Raw genomic sequence first — 22,593 nt, 5'->3', positions numbered from 1 at the left:
ATATAAAGTACATTTGTTTTTAAAATAATTAAAACGAAGTTTAGGTTGATGAAAAAGAAAATAATAGAGAAAATATATTTCTTTTTAATATTAACCACCCCAATAATTTGTGGAGGAGTTATTATTTATAACTCATTGACCAAAAATATTGAATTTGCGATTGAAAATGAGCTTGAAAATATAGATGATAATTCAATTAGTGATTCAAATCAGATAGACCTTATTCCAGTTGAAGTAACAAATTATTCTAATTGTTTTGCATTCAAATCTACTACTCAGCCGATAGCTCAGTATCTTTTTATTACGTATAATATTTACTCAGAACCCAATCCCCCTCCTCCCCTGAATTTCCTTCCCATTTCATTCTTATTTACATAACTGTATCAATCATTTTCTGGATAAATATCTCAGAATAAAAGGGTGTTATAGGTTAATGTTAGATTTTATAAACTAAATAGACACTTATTAAGAAATTAATATTTACTCAATATACTTACAAAAGCTCCAATTTTATTACAAAAGAAATTTTATGAAACATTTATTATTAAGTATGTTGATGGCGTATGTTCTGCTATCGTGTACTATTCAAGCCAAAGAAGAAAAAAAAGTTATGGAAATATTTCCGGTAACTTCGCCAATATTGATGGATACTACACTCCAAACTGATTATGTGGCGGAAATAAATGCCGTTCAAAACGTAGAAATCAGATCAAGAATCAAAGGTTATCTGGATAAAGTTTATGTAGATGAGGGCAAATTTGTCAAAGAAGGACAATTGCTTTTCAGTATCAACAATTTGGAGTTGAACGAACAGGTAATGAAAGCTTCTGCTATGGTGAAAAGTTCCGTTGCTGAATTGAGAGCAACCGAAATTGATTTGAGTAATGTGAAAAGACTGGTTGAAAAGAACGTTGTTTCAAATACCGAGTTGGAAGTTGCCAAAAGCAAAGTTGAGATAATGAAAGCCAAAGTGGAGGAGTCGAAAGCGAATGAATCTTTCTCTAAAATTGAACTCAGTTATACCAAAATCAAAGCACCATTTAGTGGAATAGTAAACCGAATTCCCAATAAAATTGGTAGCTTGACTGAAGACGGAACGCTCCTGACGACCCTCTCGAAAAATGATCAAGTGTTTGCTTATTTTGATGTTTCGGAAAAAGAATACCTTAATTATTCCGTTAATTTCAAAGCAAATACCGAACAATCAAATAATGTAATCTTGATTTTGGCGAATGGTAAAGAACACGCTTTTAAAGGGAAAATTGAAACAAGTGACGGTGAAATTGACCCAAATACGGGCAATATAGCATTTAGAGCAAGATTTAATAATCCAGATAAAATCCTTAAACATGGGGCAAGTGGAAAAGTTAGGTTGCTGAAAAAATACCAAAATGTATTAATTGTTCCTCAAAAATCAACTTTTGAGATTCAAGATAGAATGTATGTTTATGTGATTGACAATAATAATAAAGTTAAATCACGCCCTATTACTTCTAAAACCAGAATGCCCCATTTTTATATTGTTGATTCGGGACTTACGAAAGACGACAGAATTATCTACGAAGGCATTCAAAATGTTAAAGACGGCATGACGATAAAACCTCAATTTGTGCAAATGAATGAGATTAAAGCAGATTTAGGTCACGTCAATACACTAAAATAATCATTTTTATTATGTTTAAGAACTTCATCGATAGACCAGTTTTATCACTGGTTATTTCAATATTTTTTGTGCTGTTAGGTGTGTTATCAATGTTAGTGTTGCCCATTACGCAATATCCTGATATTGCTCCGCCTGCCGTTTCTGTAACCACCAGATATACAGGAGCAAACGCCGAAGTTTGTGCCAAAGCCGTGGTAACACCCCTCGAAAGAGCGATCAATGGTGTGCCTGGCATGACCTACATGACTTCGGTTTCTGGTAATGATGGCACCAGTATTATTCAAGTTTATTTTGAAGTTGGCACCGATCCCAATGTGGCAGCCGTCAACGTTCAGAATAGAGTGACAACTGTTTTGGATGAATTGCCAGAAGAGGTAATCAAGGCGGGAGTTTCAACCGAAAAAGAGGTAAATAGTATGTTAATGTACATCAATTTGATTAGTGAGGATACATCATTAGACGAAAAATTTATCTATAACTTCGCTGATATCAATGTCTTAGCCGAACTAAAACGAATTGATGGCGTTGGATTTGTGGATATTATGGGTTCACGAGAATATGCGATGCGTATTTGGCTGAAACCCGCTCGAATGGATGCCTACCAGATTTCTGCCGATGATATTATTAAGGCACTAAAAGCACAAAATGTGGAAGCTGCCCCTGGAAAAGTGGGTGAAAGTTCGGGTGGTCATGGTCAACCTCAGTCTTTGCAGTATGTTTTACGATATACGGGCAAAATGACCCGTAAAGAACAGTATGAAAATGTGGTAATCAAAGTTACTGAAAGTGGCGAAATGTTGCGGTTGAGAGATGTAGCAGATTTGGAATTTGGTTCGCTCGATTATGATGTACTTTCAAAAGAAAATGGCAAACCATCGGCAGCAATTGTGTTGAAACAGCGCCCAGGTTCAAATGCCAGTGAGGTAATTCAGACGATTAAAGACCGTTTAGAATTCCTAAAATCCACCACTTTTCCCCCAGGAATGACCTACACCATTAGCTACGATGTGTCGAGATTTTTGGATGCTTCCATTCACGAAGTGATTAAAACACTCATCGAAGCTTTTATTTTAGTGGCCTTGGTGGTGTTCCTTTTCTTACAAGATTTTCGTTCAACGCTGATTCCTGTTTTAGCCGTTCCCGTTTCGTTGATTGGTACGTTTGCGTTTATGCAATTATTTGGTTTTTCCATTAATTTATTGACGCTCTTTGCTTTGGTTTTAGCCATCGGAATTGTGGTTGATAATGCCATTGTGGTGGTGGAAGCCGTCCACGCAAAAATGGAAGAAAAGCACCTGGAAGCCAGAGAAGCCACTATTGAAGCGATGGGAGAAATTAGCGGAGCCATCATTGCCATTACCTTGGTGATGTCGGCGGTGTTTATTCCCGTAGCATTTTTATCGGGACCTGTTGGTGTTTTTTATCGACAATTTGCCGTCACCATGGCAATCTCCATTGTTATTTCGGGAATAAACGCCTTGACTTTAACGCCCGCTCTGTGTGCTATTATGCTCACAAATCCCCATTTAGAAACTAAGAAAGATAATATTCTCACTCGTTTTTTTGGTAGGTTTAATTATGCTTACGATCGTTTGTCGGTTCGTTACGGAAGTTTATTGAGAGTCATTGCCAATCGAAGAGTTATAACTTTTGGAATTTTGGTCGTATTCTGCGTAGGAGCTTGGGGCGTTGGGAGTGTTTTACCAACCAGTTTTATTCCCACCGAAGACCAAGGAACCATTTATGCCAACGTGACGACGCCCGTGGGCGCAACCCTTGAACGGACGGAAGAGGTAATGAATGAAATTGATAAAATTGCTCAGAAAATTACCGAAGTTGAGTCCATTTCAAGTCTTTCAGGTTTTAGTATGATGACCGATGGCGTGGGGGCTTCTTTTGGTATGAGTACGATCAATCTAAAAGCATGGGACAAACGAAAAGCTACGGCGGATGATATTATTGCTCAATTAATTACCAAAACTAAGCACATCAAGGATGCCGAAATTCAGTTTTTCCCACCACCTGCCGTGCCAGGTTTTGGAAATGCCAGTGGTTTTGAAGTTAGATTATTGGATAAAACGGGTTCGGGTAATCTTCAACGGACTGCCGAAATAGCGCAAAAATTTATTGCTGCCTTAAAAAAACGACCCGAAATAAAGGAGGCATTTACCAGTTTCAATCCAAATTTTCCCCAATACATGATTCACGTTGACCAAGATATGGCGGCAAAAAAAGGGATATCCGTTGATGCTGCCATGAGCAATTTGCAGTCGTTGATTGGTAGTTTTTATGCCACCAATTTTATTCTATACGGACAAATGTATAAAGTAATGATTCAAGCAGACCCTAAATATAGAGCTTTGCCTGAGGATATTATGAAGCTCCGAATCAAGAATAAAAGTGGTGAAATGGTACCTTATTCTATTTTTAGCCGTATCGAGCGGGTTTATGGCCCCGAACAATTGACTCGTTACAATATGTATACTTCAGCGATGCTCAACGGAGAAGCCGCCAACGGATACAGTTCGGGCGATGCCATTAAAGCCATTGAAGAAGTTGCCAAAACTGAATTACCCCGTGGATATACCTACGAATGGTCGGGTATGACTCGTGAAGAGGTACTTTCAGGCAATCAGGTAATTCTGGTTTTCATCATCTGTTTAATATTCGTTTATTTATTGCTTTCCGCTCAATATGAAAGTTTCCTTTTGCCGCTTCCCGTCATTTTATCGTTGCCCGTTGGGATATTTGGTTCTCTGTTGTTTCTGTACCTTTTTGGCTTAGAAAACAATATTTATGCGCAAGTGGCCATGGTGATGTTGATTGGTCTATTAGGAAAAAATGCCATCCTGATTGTAGAGTTTGCCGTGCTTCAGCGAAAACAGGGCAAAACGCTACTGAAAGCCGCCGTGGGTGGAGCTGTGGCACGTTTTCGTCCAATTTTAATGACTTCCTTTGCCTTTATTGCGGGACTTATTCCTTTGATGTTTGCTGCTGGGGCGGGTGCCATTGGCAACAAAACCATTGGTACGGCTGCCGCAGGGGGGATGCTTTTCGGAACACTATTTGGCGTGATTATTATCCCAGGATTATACGTCATTTTTGCGGGAATTGGCTTGGTAAAACGTAAGAAAAAAACTAAAAAAATCATTGAAGAAACGTATGTCGAAGTATAAAATATATCATTTCATTATTATCATAGTGCTATTGGGTTCGTGTAAAATCAAACAAGAAATTCCACAAAATCGCCCAATGCTGACGATGCCGCAAGATTTTAGGGCAAAAACTGATTCCATTACCTTTGAATTACCCACGATTAAAGCATTTTTTTCGGATTCAACCTTGATTGCCTTAATTGATACGGCTTTCAATAATAACTTTGACCTACAAATAACCTTGCAAAAAATTGAAATGGCTCGTGCGGGCGTTCGATTTACAAAAGGACTGGGTAAGCCAGATTTGACGGGAAATGTTGCGATGGGGCAACGGAAATATGGTAATTATACCATTGATGGTGTGGGTAATTATGATACCCGATTTTCTACCAATATTGATGGAAAACAACAGATTCCTGACGTGATTATTCCTGATTATTATGTGGGTGTCCAGTCTTCTTGGGAGGTTGATATATGGGGAAAATTGAAGAGTCAGAAAACATCAGCCGTGGCAAGATTGCTGTCGAGTGAAGCGGGCAAAAATCTGGTAGTCAGTGAATTAGTTGCTCAAATAGCTTCTGGTTATTATGAGTTATTGATTCTGGATAATGAGTTGGATATTCTGGAAGAAAACATCATTTTGCAGGAAAAAGCCGTTGAAATTACCCGTGTGTTGAAACAAGCAGGACAGGCAAATCAGTTGGGGGTAAACCTACTAAATGCTCAATTATTGAGTTCAAAATCCCTTAAAATTGAAGTAAAACAGCAAATCATTGAAGTTGAAAGTTTTATTAATTTTTTAGTGGGACGTTATCCCCAAAACGTCCTTCGTTTAAAAGTGGCTTGGGCGAATGTTATTCCACCGAAATTGACGGCTGGAATTCCTTCAAATATCCTCGAAAATAGACCTGACATTAAACAAGCTGAATTCCAATTATTAGCAACGAAAGCGAATCTTTTTACGGCAAAAGCTGCTTTTTACCCTTCGCTGAACCTGACGGGAGGACTTGGTTTTCAGTCATTTAAGGCACTTTTATTGTTAAATCCTGCCTCTTTAGCTTTTAACACATTCGGAGGATTGACGGCACCTTTGGCAAATCGCCGACAAATTATTGCCGATTTGATGGCCTCAAAAGCCGACCAAAAAATGGCTTACGTTAACTATCAAAAAGTAGTGGTAAATAGCTTTACGGAGGTCTATAACCAATTAAATTTGATTCAGAATACGAATGAAATGTATGAGTTGAAAAGTCAAGAAGTGGATGTTCTAAGAGAATCCATTACGATTTCTTCCGAATTGTTTAGGTCTGGACGAGCTACGTATTTAGAAGTTATTACCGCCCAAAAAAATGCTTTGCAGTCACAAACTGAGCTGATAAATTTGAAAAAACGTCAATATAGTTCCGTCATTGGGCTTTATAAATCTTTGGGTGGCGGTTGGCGGAGGTGATATATTAACAGCATTCTTAGAAGTAGTTGACTCATAGAATTATTTGAAATAGAGTCTGAAAAAACGGTAAATATTAGAAAATTAAAGCAAAATATTATTTTTTGAGTGTAGAATAAGACAAATGACCGTATAATAAAAAATGTGTTAAGTAATTGAAGCTAAGCCTTTTAGGTTTAGCTTTTTTTATTATGTTTGGGTGATAAAATTATTAATTTACCCCAAACTGCTTTTAAAGATGCAACAACAAGTAAAGGATGTACAAAATCTAAAAGAGATTGTACAAAATGACCCAAAAATTCAACAGGATTTCAAAGATGACCCTGTGGCAGCCATGAATAAGTTTTCGGATTCCTCTTTTGTTCCAGACAACTGGATTTATAGAATGGTTGTAGGTTCATTGGGTTCTGTAATTGTAATAATCACGTTGGGAATAGTTTGGCGAGTTGCTTTTGGAACTCCTGTAAAAGATACTGACATTCCAACCATCTTAACGGCAATTGGTTCAGCCGCTATTGGAGCATTAGCAGGATTGTTGGCACCAAGTCCTAATAGAGCGTAAAATTTTGATAGTATTAAACCTTAATCCCATGAATCTCTCCCCACATTTCACCCTCCAAGAAATGGAACGCAGTCAAACTGCCATCCGACACGGAATCATCAACAAAGCCGATGCACGTCAGACGAAGGCACTCACGGATTTATGCGTGAATGTTTTAGAGCCTTTGCGAACCTTAGTAAATAAATCCATCAATATTCAATCAGGGTTTAGGAATCCAACCGTCAATTCACTCGTAGGCGGTTCAGCCACAAGCCAACACAAAAAAGGTGAAGCCGCCGACATCAACGTGGAAGGCATGACACCAGCGGAATTATTCGATTTAATAAGAAATTCAAGCCTGCCCTACGACCAAGTAATTGATGAATTCAGTTCGTGGGTTCACGTGTCGTACAAACCCGTTCAACGCCGACAAGCAATGTTAGCACGGAAGGATGGGGAGAATAGGACGGTTTATACAAAAGTTTAATATTAAGGTTGACCGAACAATAAAGTTTTTGGTTGGTTTTGAAATTCATACTTTTCAATTGATTTTTTGGTGGGTTTGGGTATTGGAGATAATTAAAAGTGAACTATATTTTATTCAGACTTTAATTTAATTACAGTAATGGCAAATACAACAATTAATGATACATATCAATCAATTTTAGGAAATCCTGTAACGCTTGAAATGCATATAGGTCATGGTCAACCTTCAAGAACTTCTGTATTATTAGGTAACATAAAAATTATGGAAACATTAGAAAGTGATTTTTCAATTGAGTTGACTCACTTTAAAAATCCACTTAAAGATGCTGTTTTACGAGTAAGATGTAATATTCAAGATAGAATGCTTTCAGGTAAGTCATTTGTTAAATTTACATTAACTGATGGCGTTACAATATTCGATTCAGAACTACCTGAAAATGAAATTATTCCAACTGGCGGTTTTATTGTTTATACATATCGTATTCTCTTTGTCTAAAAATTATATGAAAAGGATATTTTATTTAACGACAATTATCTTGATAACATTATCTAAATGTTTGTCACAGGGAAAGAAGGATTCTGTTAATATTAATTTTGTAAAAGCCCCATCTTCTCCCGCAGCTAACATATTGGCCTTTTCTCCAAGTGAAATTCAATCTCCCTCTGACCCAAGTGCATTTGTTGCCTCTTTTCAAAATTCAACATCAAACTTTACTGCATTGCCGAAGAGTTTTGCCGTAGATATTGCTCCGTTTTGGTTTTTCGGTGGAAAGAGTAGAACCTATACAGAATATAGCTCTGATAAAATCTGGGACAATTTAAAGCAAAGTTTAGTTGTGTCAGTAGCGTATCGGGATAGCTCAAATGCTTTAAAAGGGTATAAAAATAATTCTTTAATTGGATTTGGAGGAAAAATTTCATTATTCAGAGGGAGAAATAATTCTGTTGAAGATTTCATGATGCGTTCAAGAAAACTTGATTCATTAATTGAAAATTTGGTTGATAATAATGCCACATTAGTACGTTTAAATGCAAAAGCAGATTCTCTTGGTGGAATAGGTATGAGGGAAGAAGCTAAAAAAATTAGAAATAGTGCTGTTGATTTTGAAGAAAAATTAAAACAACAGATTCTTCAAAAATTTAATAGCGATAAGGTAAATATTGCCAGTAAAGAAACTGTAAGAAATGGTTTTAAAATGGATATTGCAGGGGGATTTTCGTATAGGTATCCTCAAAATAATGTTGATTCTTCATTAAGTTTTAGAGGAGGAGTTTGGACAACTTTTGGGTATGATTGGGCGGATAAAAATAAAGAAGGGCAACTTTCATTTTTACTTATGTTACGTTATTTCAAAAACCCAGCTCAAATATGGGCTGATGAAAAAGGAGTTTTGAAAGGGAAAACAGAGGTATCAACTTTTGATTATGGCTTGAAAACGTCCTATATTAATGGAGGAATTCATTCAACAACCATAAACCTTGAATTACTCTATCGTAGTATTCTTAGTAAGCAAAATGAAAAAAGTAGAGTAGAGCCGAGTTTGAGACTGGCTTTTAATGCAAATTATGAAGTAAGTAAAACAATAGTGCTTTCGTTGGCTGTTGGTAAAGATTTTGATGGTTCAATCTCTAAAAGTGGAAATGTTTTTGCATTCTTAAACCTTATTACTGCCTTTGGGTCTGGAACTAAAATTGTTGATAAATGAAAACACTATTCTAATAAAAAAAGCCTCTCAAACAATCTGAGAGGCTTTTAAATATCCTAATTATTCCGTCTGCCCGAAAGCAAACTTACGTAATAAAGCAATTGAGCCAACATTCCCATGGCCGCCGCTACGTAAGTCATGGCTGCCCACCAAAGGGCATCTTTTGCGCCATCGTGTTCTTGCTGAGTTACTATATTTTTTGATTCCATCCACGCCAAAGCTCGGTTTGATGCATCAAATTCTACGGGTAAAGTTACGAAACTGAATACCGTTGCCAAGGCAAACATTACTACGCCAACCATCAAAACCAAACGATTGCCCGTTGAATATAAAATCATCATACCTACCGATAAAGCAATCGGCATGAAATTATTGGCAACGTTCAAAACGGGTACCATCGCACTTCTGAATCCTAACATCGAATACGCCACAGCGTGCTGTACGGCGTGTCCACATTCGTGAGCGGCTACGGCAGCGGCTGAAACGCTTCTGCCCTGATACACGTCTGGACTAAGATTTACCGTTTTGTCGGATGGATTATAATGATCGGTCAATTGACCTTCAACGGACACAATTCTTACGTCAAAAATATTATTATCTCGCAACATTTTCTCGGCAATTTCTTTGCCCGAAAGTCCATTTCGTAAACCAATTTCCGAGTATTGTTTAAATTTACTTTTCAAACGACTCTGCACCAACATTCCGATGCCTGCAAAGACTAATGTGATTACAAATATTATTATCATGGCCTTATATTGCTTTTATTTTTTCTATTAGACTCGTGGTTGAATAACCTTTCACCAAAGGAACCGTTTTTACTTCTCCTCCTTTTCCTATAACAAAATCTGCCCCTACAATAGTTTCCAATGAATAATCATCGCCTTTTACTAAAATATCGGGCTTGATTGTTTCAATTAATTCTAAGGGTGTTGGTTCGTCAAAAAGCACCACACAATCCACAAATTCAAAGGCGGACATCATTCTTGAACGGGCATATTCATTCACAACTGGGCGACTTTCACCTTTCAATCGTTTGACAGAAACATCCGTATTGAGTCCTAAAACTAATTTATCGCCCAAATTACGGGCCTTTTCTAAATAATCAATATGGCCTAAATGAACAATGTCAAAACAACCATTGGTAAAGACAATTTTTTTACCTTCCGATTGCCACTGTTCAACTTGTTCGCTCGCTGTTTGGCGGGTATGTATTTTATTTTCAGTCATTTATTTTCTTCTTCTTTACAAAAATACTAATAAAAAAAATCACCGCTCCAACTACCAAAGTAACCAACATTTGCGAACTCTGAACGAAAGTAGCCAATGTTCCCGCATCATCTTTTGAAAGTCCGTACATCGTTACTAAAACGGGCGAAACAATCGCAGTTACCGTTCCAGCACCGCCTGGCGAAGGCAAAATCATGGCCAGAGCACCCGATACTAAAAACGTCAAACCCGCAATAGGAGGGAGGTTGGCGAATTTTGGAATGGCAAAGAACAAAACGTATCCCATTGCCCAATACATCAACCAAATCATGACGGAATAAAACAGAAATAATTTAGGATTTTTCAAGTGTCTGATACTCAGAAGTCCGTCCAAAAGTCCTTTCAACTTTTCGATAATGGTTTGAATAAGAACCACTTCTAAAATGCTTTTACGAAACATAAACGAGACGATTCCTACTAAAATAACGATTCCTAAAAGGATATAAATCAAGGTTGAATGTCCTCCTTCACTACCTTGATTTTGGGATAATTGATGATTAACAAATGCCCAAAGTCTATCAAAATCAATGATAAAGTGGACAATCAGTAAAATGAAAAGAGTAACGACATCAAAAATACGGTCGGTAACCACCGTTCCCAGTGATTTATCTACGGGAATATTATCGCTTTTATAAAGCTGACTGCAACGGGTTACTTCACCCAAACGAGGCACTAAGTTATTGGCAAAATAGCCCAACCAAACGGCATTATTTACATTCATGAATGAAGGTTTATAACCCAAAGGTTCTAATAACATCTGCCAACGGGCTGCTCTACTTCCATGAGCAACAAACATTAAGACAACCATCAAACCGACCCACCATAAATTGGCGTGCGAGACATCTTCCCACAATTTTGTTGGATTGATAATTCCAGCGGCAATAGAATACCAAATTAATCCGCCCCCAATTCCTAAAAAAAGGAGGTACTGAATGATTTTTTTCATAAACTATTGGACTAACCGATTATTACTATCAGGAAAAACTAAACGTGGTGTGTGTTCTTTGGCTTCATCGGGAGTCATTATTCCGTAAGCAATGATGATAACAATGTCTCCAACTTGGGCTCTTCGGGCAGCGGCTCCATTCAAACAAACCGTTCCAGAACCACGTTCACCCGTGATAACGTAAGTTTCGAAACGCTCGCCATTATTATTATTAACAATTTGTACTTTTTCGTTTTCAATAAGATTGGCAGCCTCCATCAAGTCTTCGTCGATGGTTACACTTCCAACATAATTCAACTCCGCTTGCGTGATTTTCACCCGGTGGAGTTTAGATTTCATTACGTGAATAAACATATTATATTTTGATATTGGATTTTCGTTGCGACCGTCGCTTCGGTTCGATGTTTGGATTTTCGAGCATAATAATTTTCATCAATTAGATGAAACTGATTTCAATCACAAAGGTATTTAGAATTTATGACTCTAACCAAATTAAACGGGTGTTCAATAACGAAAATCGAACAATGGAAACTTAAATAATTACATTATCAATCAACCGAGTTTTGCCCATAAAAGCCGCAATACACAAAGCGGTTTTCCCTTCCGAAAGTTCATTAATGGGTTGCAGTGTCTCAAAGTCCGAAATTTCAAAGTATTCTACTTCAATACCTTCAATGTTATCTAAATTAGTGGTAATAAAGCCCTTAATGGATTGTGCAGGATTTTTATCTTTTAAAAGTTCTACCGCTTTTTGCAAGGCTTTATAAATTTCAGGAGCCGTTTTTCGTTGTTCTGGCGTAAGATTTCGATTCCGAGAAGACATGGCTAAACCGTCAGCTTCTCGTTGGGTGGGGCAAATATTTAATGTTAAACTAAAGCTCAAATCCTTTACCAAACGAGTAATGATAGCACATTGCTGTAAATCTTTTTGGCCAAAATAGGCACTATCGGGCTGAACAATATTAAATAATTTTGACACCACAATCCCAACGCCATTGAAATGACCAGGGCGAAATTCTCCTTCCATAACCCGCTCCAAATCGCCGAAATCAAACTTTAAATTGGGTAATGTTTGATAAATATCATGGGCGTTTGGAGCAAAAACTGCCTCGCATTTTACGCTTTCAAGCATCTCACAATCAGCTTCTAAGGTGCGTGGATAAACGGCTAAATCTTGTGGGTTATTGAACTGTGTAGGATTAACAAAGATGCTACAGACGGTTAAATCATTTTGTGCTTTCGAGGCTTCGATTAATGATAAATGTCCCTGATGTAATGCCCCCATGGTAGGCACAAGTCCAATTGAATGACCTGCTTTACGTTGCGTTTTTAAGAATTCTTGTAAAGTATTGATAGTATAAAAAATCTGCATTTTTGGTTTTATGTTCTACGTGATGCTTCGTTCTGAGGCGAAAGTTCTAAATATAATTTGAAAATTTCAAAGATACATCCCGCTAAATTATTTCATAGAGCGGTTAACTATTAACAAATGTTTACAAAACATAGTACTATTGAACACAGAATTCAGAAGTCATCACCAATTTATGATGGAATATCCGTATATTTTTCGTAATTTTGCATAAATTTTCACGAATACTTCTTTGCTTTGGAGTAATTGTGTATAAGATTTTGCAGATTTTAATTACTAAAGTTTATCCGTAGGTTCGTATTTTACCAGTCTTCAATCAGTAATAATTAATCTTCATTAGCTTAACACTTTTTAACATCTACAAAGCTCCTAACTACGACAACAATGTCTAAATTGCGTATCCTTTACGTTGCCAGTGAAGTTGACCCATTTCTTGCCGTGACTCCAGTCGCTGATTTCATTAGAAAACTTCCTTCTGCTATGCAGGATAAAGGGTTCGATATCAGGATTTTAGTCCCACGTTTTGGCTTAATCAATGAACGCAAAAACCGCCTTCATGAAGTAGTAAGGTTATCGGGTTTCACCGTTCCAGTGGGTGATTCAGATATGCCTGTTACGATTAAAGTAGCCTCTTTGCCCTTGGCAAGGTTGCAGGTTTATTTTATTGATAACGAAGACTATTTTCAAAGAAAGTACGTTTTTACGGACAAAGAAGACAAGTTTTACGATGATAATGACGAAAGAGCCATCTTTTTTTGCAAGGGTGCTTTAGAGACCGTTAAAAGATTGGGTTGGTCACCTCATATTGTGCATTGTAGCGACTGGATGAGTGCTCTGATTCCATTATATTTGAAAACTACTTATAAAAATGACGTAATTTTCAAGGATTCAAAGACCGTGTTTTCAGTTTTCGATAATAGCTTTCCTAATAAATTTGAGTTTGAAGGTTTGTATGAAAAAGTAAAAAATACAAACGTTGAAGATAATATGTTAAGTAGTTTAGACACGGCGGATTATAACGGTTTTATGAAAATTGGTATCGAATATTCCGACGTAGTGATTACCACAGACGAAGAAGTTACAGAGAAATTTAACACTATTTTTAATGAATTACCTGACAAGACATTTAAGTACATTTCAGAAACAGATATCGACGGTTTCTACAACTTCTACACAGAATTGGTGGGTGAATAAAAGTTTATTTGCAGGTCTTATTCTTTCTTTTTGCTTGTTTCTAACGGCTTGCGAAGATCCTCAAGAAATTGGTTCTGAAGTATTTGTCCAAGATATTGGCTTACTTTATACTGATACGCTTACGATTGATGCGTCCACCGTTTTATTAGATTCAATTGTTACCAGTACAACCGCAAATATTTTGGTAGGGCGATATATCGACCCAACGCTTGGATTGGTAGAAGCAAGTAGTTATTTTCATATTGCTAATGCTGATACGTTGCGTTCAGTGGTTGATACGGCTGGTAGAAAAGACGTTACATGGGTAAGATTCCCGAGTAAGGCAGACTCAATTCGTTTTATTTTGCCATACAGTTTTTATCATGGGGATACTTTACAAAATCAAACTTTTAAAGTAAGCCAATTAGCGGATGATGCCTCATTATTGGCAACTTCCACGTATTACAGCAATACAGATGCTCCTGCGTTAAAATCAACCGTATTGGGACAGGTTCAGAATGTAAAAGTTAGACCTATCAAGAATAAATATATCATTTCTGGCGTAGAACGATTTGACACTTTAAAAGTACCAATCGTGGAGCAAACGTTTGTTAATTTTATTAAATCTCAACGTGACCTCACGACCAAGGATGATGTATTAATTGGTACAGGATTTAAAGATAAAATTAGAGGTTTTGCTGTAACTTCGGAAAGCAATAAAAATGCAGCAGTCGTTGGTTTTGCTGCTGATCGCACAATATTGAGGATATATTACAATTATAAATATGTATATACGCTCAGAAACGTAGCAAACACAGCTGATAGTATCCGAGTAACTGTTGATACGACAAAAACGAATGATTTGTATGTTGGTCTTTATACCCGTTCAACTGGCGTATCAAATAATGCACGTTTTAATAAAATAACAACTAATCGAAGTGGGGGAGTTTTTGCTAAATTAGTAAATCCAACGGATGCTTTACCATTTTCTCAGTCAAATAATCAAGTGGCACTACAATCGAGTGCGGGATTGGCGGTGAAAGTGAACTTTCCATCTTTGTTGAAATTAAAAGAACGAAAAGATATTGCCATAAATAAGGCAGAATTAGTCTTAGAACCCAATGTCTCTAATTATTATTCATTGCCCACTGATTTAGTATTGATTGAAAGTACACCCACCAATCGTCCCGTTAGAAGTACCACTACCGGGGATGGAAGTTTGCTTTTTGTAGTAGGAGAGGGGTCAACTGCCACTTACGTATCAAAGAGTAATACTTATACTTTCAACGTTACCAGTTCATTACAAAATATTCTTTCGGGAAGAAACAAAACGAATGGTTGGTTGTTATCAGCTGACACTTTTGTAACTTCATCAACGTCGAGAGGCCCCATTTCAGGTAGGAGCATCGTAAGTTCAGAAGCCGATAGAGCAATTTTTGATTATAAAAAGATAAAAATGAAATTGTATTATACCTATGTTAGCAAGTAGTTTGCAAGTACATGGATATTTTATGAAACATCGTTAATTTAGCATGATTATTTCATTGAATTGTCTAAAATAAAATTAATCCGAAGCGGAGGTTCATAATCTGAATTCTCCGCTTTATTTTTGTGGTAATATATTACTGAAAGAGTGAAAAGTTAACGAGTGAAATGTTTAAAGTTATTAGTTTCGGAAGTTAATATTTATAAATCTTAAACTTTTAACTTTTAACCCTAAACTTATTAACTTCTACAACTCTTTAACCAATAACTAAAAACTTATGTGTGGAATTGTCGCTTATATTGGGCATCGTGAAGCCTATCCATTGATTATCAAGGGATTAAAAAGATTGGAATATCGTGGATATGATAGTGCAGGCGTTGCTCTGATGAATAACGGACTGAATGTTTATAAGAAAAAAGGTAAAGTAAAAGACCTTGAAACGACACTAATTGGTGAAAATCTTCATAGTACCATCGGGATTGGTCACACTCGTTGGGCCACTCACGGCGAACCAAATGATACCAATGCTCACCCACATTATTCAGCTAATGAAAAATTAGCCATTATTCACAACGGAATTATTGAAAATTATGACTCTATCAAAAAGAGTTTGATAAAAAAAGGTCACGTTTTTCATTCTGATACAGATTCTGAGGTTTTTATTCATTTCATTGAAGATATTCAACAAAATACAGGTTGTTTATTAGAAGAGGCCGTTCGTTTGGCCATGAAAGAAGTGGTGGGTGCTTATGCCATTGTGATCATGGATTCTACCAATCCAGATCAATTGATTGCCGCTCGCAAAGGTTCACCATTGGTGATTGGCGTAGGAGAAGGCGAATTCTTTTTTGCTTCTGATGCCACGCCAATTATTGAATATACCAACGAAGTTATTTACTTAAATGACTATGAATTAGCGGTAGTTCGTGATGGAGAATTGACGGTTAAAAATATTGACAATATTCTTCAATCTCCTTACGTTCAGACACTTGAAATGGAATTGGAAGCCATTGAAAAAGGTGGTTTCGAGCATTTCATGTTGAAAGAAATTTTTGAACAACCTCGCTCAGTAGCAGATTGTATGCGTGGGAGAGTAAGTGCCGATAATGGACACTTAGTTTTGGGAGGTTTGCGTGATTATATTGATAAATTAGCCAAAGCAAAACGTATTGTTATTGTAGCTTGCGGAACGTCGTGGCACGCAGGTTTGGTAGCAGAATATATTTTTGAAGAATTAGCCAGAATCAACGTTGAAGTTGAATATGCCTCTGAATTCCGTTATCGTAACCCAATCATCAAAGAAGGAGATTTCTTGATTGCCATTTCACAATCTGGTGAAACAGCGGATACGTTGGCGGCAATTGAATTAGCAAAATCAAAAGGAGCAACGATTATTGGGGTTTGTAATGTGGTGGGTTCTTCTATTCCAAGAGCTTCGCATGCAGGAGCATACACCCACGCTGGCCCTGAAATTGGCGTAGCTTCGACCAAAGCTTTTACCGCTCAAGTAACAGTTTTAGCCATGATGGCCATTGCAATTGCCCGCAAAAAAGGTACTTTGCACGAAGATACTTTCAGAAGATTATTGTTTGAATTAGAGCGTATTCCTTCAAAAATAGAGAAAGTTTTATTGATGGATGAAAAAATAAAACTGATTGCCGAACAATTCAAAGATGCTCGTAATTTCATTTATTTAGGTCGTGGATATAATTTTCCAGTAGCTTTAGAAGGTGCATTGAAATTAAAAGAAATCTCTTATATACACGCTGAAGGCTATCCTGCGGCAGAAATGAAACATGGCCCCATTGCTTTGATTGACGAAGAAATGCCCGTTGTTTTCATTGCGACCAAAGATAGTTCTTACGAAAAAGTGGTTTCAAATATTCAAGAAGTAAAAGCACGGAAAGGAAAAGTGATTGCTATCGTGACGGAGGGAGATAAATTAATTCCAACGATGGCGGATTATACCATCGAAATTCCTGCGGCTCACGATGCGTTGATTCCTTTATTGGCAACAATTCCTTTGCAATTATTATCGTATCATATTGCGGTAATGCGTGGTTGTAATGTTGACCAACCAAGGAATTTAGCAAAATCAGTTACGGTGGAGTAAGAAATTTTAGATTTCAGATTTCAGATTTTCGCTAAAATTAAATATAAAATGTAAAATCATAATTCGTATTTACCGTTTAATAAAAGTCTCCTTTAAAATAATTTCTAAGGAGACTTTTTCGTTATCTTCGTAATTATCAATTCATTGCCTAAGTATCCAAGAAAATTTATGAAGCGGTTATTATTGACTGCATATTGCTTTACGGTATTTTCCTTTACGACTCATGCTCAAAACTATGCCGATTCACTGATGCTCACTTACGTCAGGTGGATATCTACGGACTTAGGCAACGGACTTACTTGGAGATGTTATCATTTCAATCAGAAAGAATTATTTGCTTCCAATCAATTTGTTAGTATTCTTCAAACGAAACGTAACAATAAAAATCTAAAATTTGCGCTTGCTTCAGCCGACAACTACGTTCCAGAAGGCGATACCCTCAGAAAGTTGAAACCCACCAGTACGATTGCTTTTGAAAATTATGCCCTTGCGGCGGTAAACGGCGGTTTTTTCAATACCAAAAGAGGAGGCTCCGTTGATTTTATTAAGATAAACAAAAAGATTTTAGATTCTGCCGCTTACACGCCCAACCAATTGATTCCCGAACACAGCATCGCAGCCATCACAATTGATGATAATGATTTCAAGATTGTGAAAGGCGAAAAGAAATTATACTGGGAAAAATCGTTGCCTCAACCTAATATTTTAGTAACGGGACCTTTGCTAATTTATAACGATGAAGAGCAAGAATTAAGAAATAATCCTTTCAATAATAATCGTCACCCACGAACTTGTGCTTGCATAACCAACGACGATGATTTATTATTGATTACAGTGGATGGAAGAAATACTATGGCACAAGGTATGACTTTGCACGAATTGACTTATTTATCTAAAATGTTAGGGTGTAAGGATGCGGTAAATTTAGATGGTGGAGGCTCAACAACAATGTACATTAAAGGACAACCGCTTGATGGCGTAGTTAATTTTCCGAGTGATAATAAACAGTTTGACCATTTTGGTGAAAGACCAGTGAGTAATATATTGATGATTTCGAAGAAGTAATTTCAGTAGGTATTTATTCAATTTCCATTTATTTAATAGAAAGCACAATGCAATTTATTTTATAAAACCATCAAAAAAGCCGTTTTAGACAAACTGAAACGGCTTTTTTGATGGTTAATTCTCTCTATCTATTTACATAAATTGTTGTGGATGGAGCAAATTTTGTTGGATTTTTTGCATCCGTTGTTACCACACCTCTGGCAATAACGGTATAAATTTTTCCAGGAATTACCGCTGTTTGCGATACCGTTGCAATGTTAACAGTAGCAACGCCACCTAAAACTTTTATGGTAAAAGGTACATTTATCGTTCCCGTTGTAAAAGCATCAATTGGCACTGAATAAAAAGTATCATCCGTATTTTTGAATGCTACACCCGAAGCAATTACGTTTCCATTTACCGTAAAATCTGCCGTAGTTGAATTAGGAATTAAATTAATAACCCTTACAAAAATAGTTTTTCCACTTGCCACAGGGAGTTTATCTTCCAAAACCAAGGGCGTATAAGTTGGAGCAATACCCGTAGCAAAAACTGAATAATACTTCCCTTCTTCAACGGTCAAATCAGCGGTAATTCCTGTTACATTCAGAGATGGAACAACCACTGCTACTTTGGCTTTACCCGCTGACAAGGTTGCATATTCCGCCGTTGATGGATATGAACCTCCATAAGTAAGTAGCGTTGGTACGGCTGGCGGGGAAGTATTTACGCCCGAAAACTTTTTATCATTTACGTAAATATCAATCCCCGGCACATCGGGTGCGGCATGAATAAATTTCACACGAGCGCCCATTGCGGGTGAAATAATTTGAAATGAGTCCTGTTGATCACCACATGAAATCAAACCTACGAAGGCGATTAAAAGGGTAATTATGGATAAAATATGTTTATTTTTCATAAAATTATTAGCTAAAATTCTTGAATGTTTATTTAATATACCACAATTCATACGTATGATAATCAGGATTATTTCCACCAATTTTATCTAAAGATGCCCGATTCCAAACGTATTCTGAATTGTATCTTGGACGTACTCTCTGAACTGGTTTTCCATTGTTTTCGGTTGCCAAAGGCTTTGGCAAAGTAAATCCAATATACACCGCTGGGTCATATTTATAGCGACGAACATCCACAAATGTTTCCATGTTTCCGTGCGCATATAAAGCAATAAATTTTTGACACATAATATCACTTATCGTCAAATCTGTACCTATTTGCTTTACGGCTTTACTGGCTAAAAAGTCATTTTTTGCGGTAGTTGAAACCCCTACAAAATCACAATGAGCGGCAATTCCTTTTTTATAGGCATCCAAAGCTAAGGCTTTATCCCCTTTTTTGAAGGCAGCTTCTGCTTTGATGAATTGCATTTCGGCATACGTGAAAATAGGAAAAGGAGCATCATCTTTATAAATATATTTCCCTTTAGTAACATCCACGGGTGATTTTCCCGCTAAAGCTGCCGATGTTACACCCCATAAAATTGGTACACGTTTAGGATTATCAATTGGTGAAGCATTGGCATCAACACTTCCTGGGGTTACACCTCTGTAAACACCATCGGTTGAAGCCGTAAACATTAAAGATAAACGTGGGTCAACAACGCCATTGAACACACGACCATCCATCAGACTGATACTAAAATCCGTTTGGCGATACGATTGCATATTGTCTCTTAATGGGCCAAAGAAGTTTCCATCCGTTGTGCTTAATCCACGATGAGGAGCATTGAAATTATCGGCATTGGATGCTAAAGCTTTATCGCAATATTCAATTACTTTATCAGGAGCATAGGTCGCTTTATTACTCAAGTGATTGGCGTTACGGGCTAAATTGGCATAAACAAACTTCTTCCATTTGTCCAAACTACCATTGTAAACTTTATCTCCCCGTGAAAGTGAACCAACGCCATCGCCCGTTTTATTCAAATTATCTAATGCTTCATTGGATAAACGGAGAACCTCCGCATACACATCTTCTTGAGAATCATATTCAAAAACATAACGATTGGGTTCCCAAGCTTGCTTCAAAATCATTTCTCCGTGCCAGTCAGTCGTACTTTGCCAGGACCAAGCTCGGATGGCTTTTGCTGCTCCTACGAAATCCCATTTTTGTTTTGCTACGGCATCCGCCACAATCAAATCAACGTTTTCGCCGATTGACCAATAATGGGTTCTCCATTTCTCGCCACCTGAATCACTACCAGAGGCATAACTGTGCAAATCCCACGTATTTCCACCTCCTGAAGATGACCAAACTTGGGCATATTGTCCTGCAAAACGACCATCAAATTGTTCTCCACGAACCATTTGAGCCACAATGGCGGGCAAAAGAGCGTATCCTTCCGCAACCTGTGGATTGCTGGGGTCTTCGTTGATGTTAAGATAATCCTTGCAACTACCGAAGGTCAAAGCTGTGAGGGTCAGTAGTATATATTTTATTTTTTTCATTTGAATGTATATTTTGCAACCACATAGAAATCATAGAGAACAATAGAAAAAGAATTGGCAGTAATTCAGTTGGTAGTATTTTTATAAAACTGAAATACTTAATTTATTTCTTCCAATGAATAGATTTAATGGGTTTTGATTTTAAATTAGAACGTAACACTTAAACCAGTACTGAAAGTGCGTGGTAATGAAATTGTACCATAATCAATTCCAGCGGCTCCAACGCCCAAAGATGTTGCAGTAGTTCCGTTTACACTTGGGTCAGCTCCTGTATAATTTGTGATAAGAAATAACTCTGTTCCTCTCACAAAAACCGAAGCATTTTTGATAAATTTAACATTGCTCAACACCTTCTTGGGAATGCTATAACTGATGTTTACATCACGCATTCTAATCCAATTGATGCTATGTTCAACAAAATCTGATTCCGCCAAAGAAGCATAATATCCTTGAGCCACACTTGTACTTGGCGTTATTTGTACGGTGTTTGGCGTAGGATTTTCAGCATTTTCATAACCATCTCTCAATACACCTTTATAAACAACTGGTGAATTACGGTCAAGCGTTTTTGGGCTCAAACCTCTTTCATACAACCACATCGCATTGCCGTTGAAAACGTCTCCGCCTTTACGAATATCCAATAAGAAAGAAAGTGAAAAAGATTTGTACGTAAATGAGTTACGTAAACCAATCGTGAAATCAGGATTACGGTCGCCAATGGGCAAGAAGTTGGTATTCTTAATCGGTAAACCCGTTGAAGGATTTATCAAAATATCACCTCTTTTATTGCGTAAATAGCTGTATCCACCAATTGAAGTGGCCGATCCTGCCCATTGTTGGTAATATTCAAGATTATCAACGGTTTTGAAATAAGGCGTTAAATCACCGACAAAAGCACTGGCACGAGCATTATTATAAAGCCAAGTATCGGAATTATAATATTCAGCTACCTCCGCAGGAAGATTTTTTACGGCTGTTTTGAGTTTTGAGAAATTCAAATTAATATCCCACGTAAAGCCTTTCATTTTGATGGGAGAAGCCGTTAACTGAATTTCAACGCCTGAATTACTGAAAGTTCCTCCGTTTAATAGACCAAAGATAAATCCTGTTCCGTAGCTCAAACGTTGCGTAACGATTTGATTTGAACGCTCATTGGTATAATAAGCAGCATCAATTCCGAAACGTCCTTTGAAAAAACGCAAATCCGTTCCCACTTCAATACCCACGCCTCTTTCGGGTTTGAGGTTGGGGTTACCCCCATAAAAACCATACGCAAAACCGCCATCCGTGGTAGTTTGTGGGGCAAGACTTGATTTAATTTTGTAGGGAGTGTATGGGTCTTTTCCTGTTTCTGCGTAAGAAGCACGAAGTTTGCCAAATGATAAAAATCCTAATTCTTTGAATGCTGGAATTTCGGTAAAGACAAAACTTGCACTCACCGAAGGATAGAAATAATCGTATCGTGGAGCGCCATAAAGGGCTGACGACCAGTCATTTCTGCCCGTAACTCTTAAATAAAGTAAATCTTTATAGTTCAAATCTAAACTACCAAATACACTTTGCAAACGTTTTTGAACGATTGTAGTTTTGGCTCTTTGCGTTGTTATGTCAGTATTATTAACGCTGTTGAAATCTGGGAGGTACAATTTTTCTCCGTAAAAACCATTCGTTTCCGTTCTATTATCCTCGAAAGAAGTTCCGACCAAAAATGAGCCATTCAAATCGCCAAT

20 protein-coding genes are annotated in these 22,593 nt (G+C 37.2%); 12 read left to right on the top strand and 8 right to left on the bottom strand.

What is annotated here, in order from left to right; genetic code table 11:
* The first annotated feature begins 48 nt into the window (after window positions 1-48).
* The 8 genes from AC1W31_RS08460 (at window position 49) to AC1W31_RS08425 (ending at window position 8,998) form a co-directional block, all read left to right on the top strand.
* Entirely contained in the window at window positions 49-378 is a 330-nt protein-coding gene (locus AC1W31_RS08460; protein ID WP_481733993.1) for a hypothetical protein, read from the top strand.
* Between the two features lie 151 nt (window positions 379-529).
* Window positions 530-1,663 carry an efflux RND transporter periplasmic adaptor subunit gene (locus tag AC1W31_RS08455; RefSeq protein ID WP_481733992.1) on the top strand — a complete coding sequence of 378 codons (1,134 nt, stop codon included), beginning with the start codon at window positions 530-532 and terminating at the stop codon, window positions 1,661-1,663.
* Window positions 1,664-1,674: 11 nt separating this feature from the next.
* Window positions 1,675-4,839 carry an efflux RND transporter permease subunit gene (locus AC1W31_RS08450; protein ID WP_481733991.1) on the top strand — a complete coding sequence of 1,055 codons (3,165 nt, stop codon included), beginning with the start codon at window positions 1,675-1,677 and terminating at the stop codon, window positions 4,837-4,839.
* The gene (locus AC1W31_RS08445) at window positions 4,826-6,268 is read left to right on the top strand and encodes a TolC family protein (protein WP_481733990.1); all 1,443 of its coding nucleotides are present in this window, start codon (window positions 4,826-4,828) and stop codon (window positions 6,266-6,268) included. Before AC1W31_RS08450 ends, AC1W31_RS08445 begins: the two co-directional genes overlap by 14 nt.
* Window positions 6,269-6,503: 235 nt before the next feature.
* Complete coding sequence (locus AC1W31_RS08440) at window positions 6,504-6,827, top strand: hypothetical protein (protein ID WP_481733989.1); 324 nt, start codon at window positions 6,504-6,506, stop codon at window positions 6,825-6,827.
* A gap of 28 nt (window positions 6,828-6,855) precedes the next feature.
* Entirely contained in the window at window positions 6,856-7,293 is a 438-nt protein-coding gene (locus AC1W31_RS08435; RefSeq protein WP_481733988.1) for a D-Ala-D-Ala carboxypeptidase family metallohydrolase, read from the top strand.
* A 138-nt stretch (window positions 7,294-7,431) separates the two neighbouring features.
* Window positions 7,432-7,788 carry a hypothetical protein gene (locus AC1W31_RS08430; RefSeq protein WP_481733987.1) on the top strand — a complete coding sequence of 119 codons (357 nt, stop codon included), beginning with the start codon at window positions 7,432-7,434 and terminating at the stop codon, window positions 7,786-7,788.
* Window positions 7,730-8,998 (top strand): hypothetical protein, encoded by a 1,269-nt coding sequence (locus AC1W31_RS08425; protein ID WP_481733986.1) that lies wholly within the window; start codon window positions 7,730-7,732, stop codon window positions 8,996-8,998. Before AC1W31_RS08430 ends, AC1W31_RS08425 begins: the two co-directional genes overlap by 59 nt.
* Before the next feature lie 56 nt (window positions 8,999-9,054).
* Here AC1W31_RS08425 and AC1W31_RS08420 read toward each other — a convergent pair whose 3' ends face one another.
* The 5 genes from AC1W31_RS08420 to panC form a co-directional block, all read right to left on the bottom strand.
* On the bottom strand, window positions 9,055-9,744 hold the full coding sequence (locus tag AC1W31_RS08420) for a zinc metallopeptidase (protein WP_481733985.1): 690 nt from the start codon (window positions 9,742-9,744) through the stop codon (window positions 9,055-9,057).
* A 4-nt stretch (window positions 9,745-9,748) separates the two neighbouring features.
* Entirely contained in the window at window positions 9,749-10,225 is a 477-nt protein-coding gene (rfaE2, locus tag AC1W31_RS08415; RefSeq protein WP_481733984.1) for a D-glycero-beta-D-manno-heptose 1-phosphate adenylyltransferase, read from the bottom strand.
* On the bottom strand, window positions 10,218-11,210 hold the full coding sequence (locus AC1W31_RS08410; protein WP_481733983.1) for a lysylphosphatidylglycerol synthase transmembrane domain-containing protein: 993 nt from the start codon (window positions 11,208-11,210) through the stop codon (window positions 10,218-10,220). Before AC1W31_RS08410 ends, rfaE2 begins: the two co-directional genes overlap by 8 nt.
* A 3-nt stretch (window positions 11,211-11,213) precedes the next feature.
* Entirely contained in the window at window positions 11,214-11,564 is a 351-nt protein-coding gene (gene panD, locus AC1W31_RS08405) for an aspartate 1-decarboxylase (RefSeq protein WP_481733982.1), read from the bottom strand.
* A 178-nt stretch (window positions 11,565-11,742) separates the two neighbouring features.
* Complete coding sequence (gene panC / locus AC1W31_RS08400) at window positions 11,743-12,582, bottom strand: pantoate--beta-alanine ligase (RefSeq protein WP_481733981.1); 840 nt, start codon at window positions 12,580-12,582, stop codon at window positions 11,743-11,745.
* A 381-nt stretch (window positions 12,583-12,963) separates the two neighbouring features.
* Between panC and AC1W31_RS08395 the strand changes: the two genes are divergently transcribed.
* From AC1W31_RS08395 to AC1W31_RS08380, 4 genes are all read left to right on the top strand, one after another.
* Window positions 12,964-13,773 (top strand): glycogen/starch synthase, encoded by an 810-nt coding sequence (locus tag AC1W31_RS08395; protein ID WP_481733980.1) that lies wholly within the window; start codon window positions 12,964-12,966, stop codon window positions 13,771-13,773.
* The gene (locus AC1W31_RS08390) at window positions 13,685-15,241 is read left to right on the top strand and encodes a DUF4270 family protein (protein WP_481733979.1); all 1,557 of its coding nucleotides are present in this window, start codon (window positions 13,685-13,687) and stop codon (window positions 15,239-15,241) included. The genes AC1W31_RS08395 and AC1W31_RS08390 overlap by 89 nt, the downstream gene beginning before the upstream one ends.
* 274 nt (window positions 15,242-15,515) lie before the next feature.
* On the top strand, window positions 15,516-17,351 hold the full coding sequence (glmS, locus tag AC1W31_RS08385) for a glutamine--fructose-6-phosphate transaminase (isomerizing) (protein ID WP_481733978.1): 1,836 nt from the start codon (window positions 15,516-15,518) through the stop codon (window positions 17,349-17,351).
* A gap of 168 nt (window positions 17,352-17,519) precedes the next feature.
* Complete coding sequence (locus AC1W31_RS08380; protein ID WP_481733977.1) at window positions 17,520-18,416, top strand: phosphodiester glycosidase family protein; 897 nt, start codon at window positions 17,520-17,522, stop codon at window positions 18,414-18,416.
* A 124-nt stretch (window positions 18,417-18,540) separates the two neighbouring features.
* Here the strand turns inward: AC1W31_RS08380 and AC1W31_RS08375 are convergent, their stop codons facing one another.
* From AC1W31_RS08375 to AC1W31_RS08365, 3 genes are all read right to left on the bottom strand, one after another.
* On the bottom strand, window positions 18,541-19,314 hold the full coding sequence (locus tag AC1W31_RS08375; protein WP_481733976.1) for a DUF4397 domain-containing protein: 774 nt from the start codon (window positions 19,312-19,314) through the stop codon (window positions 18,541-18,543).
* A gap of 28 nt (window positions 19,315-19,342) precedes the next feature.
* A complete protein-coding gene (locus tag AC1W31_RS08370; protein WP_481733975.1) occupies window positions 19,343-20,863 on the bottom strand; it encodes a SusD/RagB family nutrient-binding outer membrane lipoprotein in 1,521 nt (506 codons plus the stop codon).
* A gap of 146 nt (window positions 20,864-21,009) precedes the next feature.
* A partial coding sequence (locus AC1W31_RS08365) for a TonB-dependent receptor domain-containing protein (RefSeq protein ID WP_481733974.1) occupies window positions 21,010-22,593 on the bottom strand: 1,584 nt, incomplete at its 5' end.

It is taken from the genome of Arcicella sp. (assembly GCF_964672035.1).
Note: the sequence above shows the minus strand (reverse complement) of the source record. Positions and strands in the feature narration are given on the sequence as shown.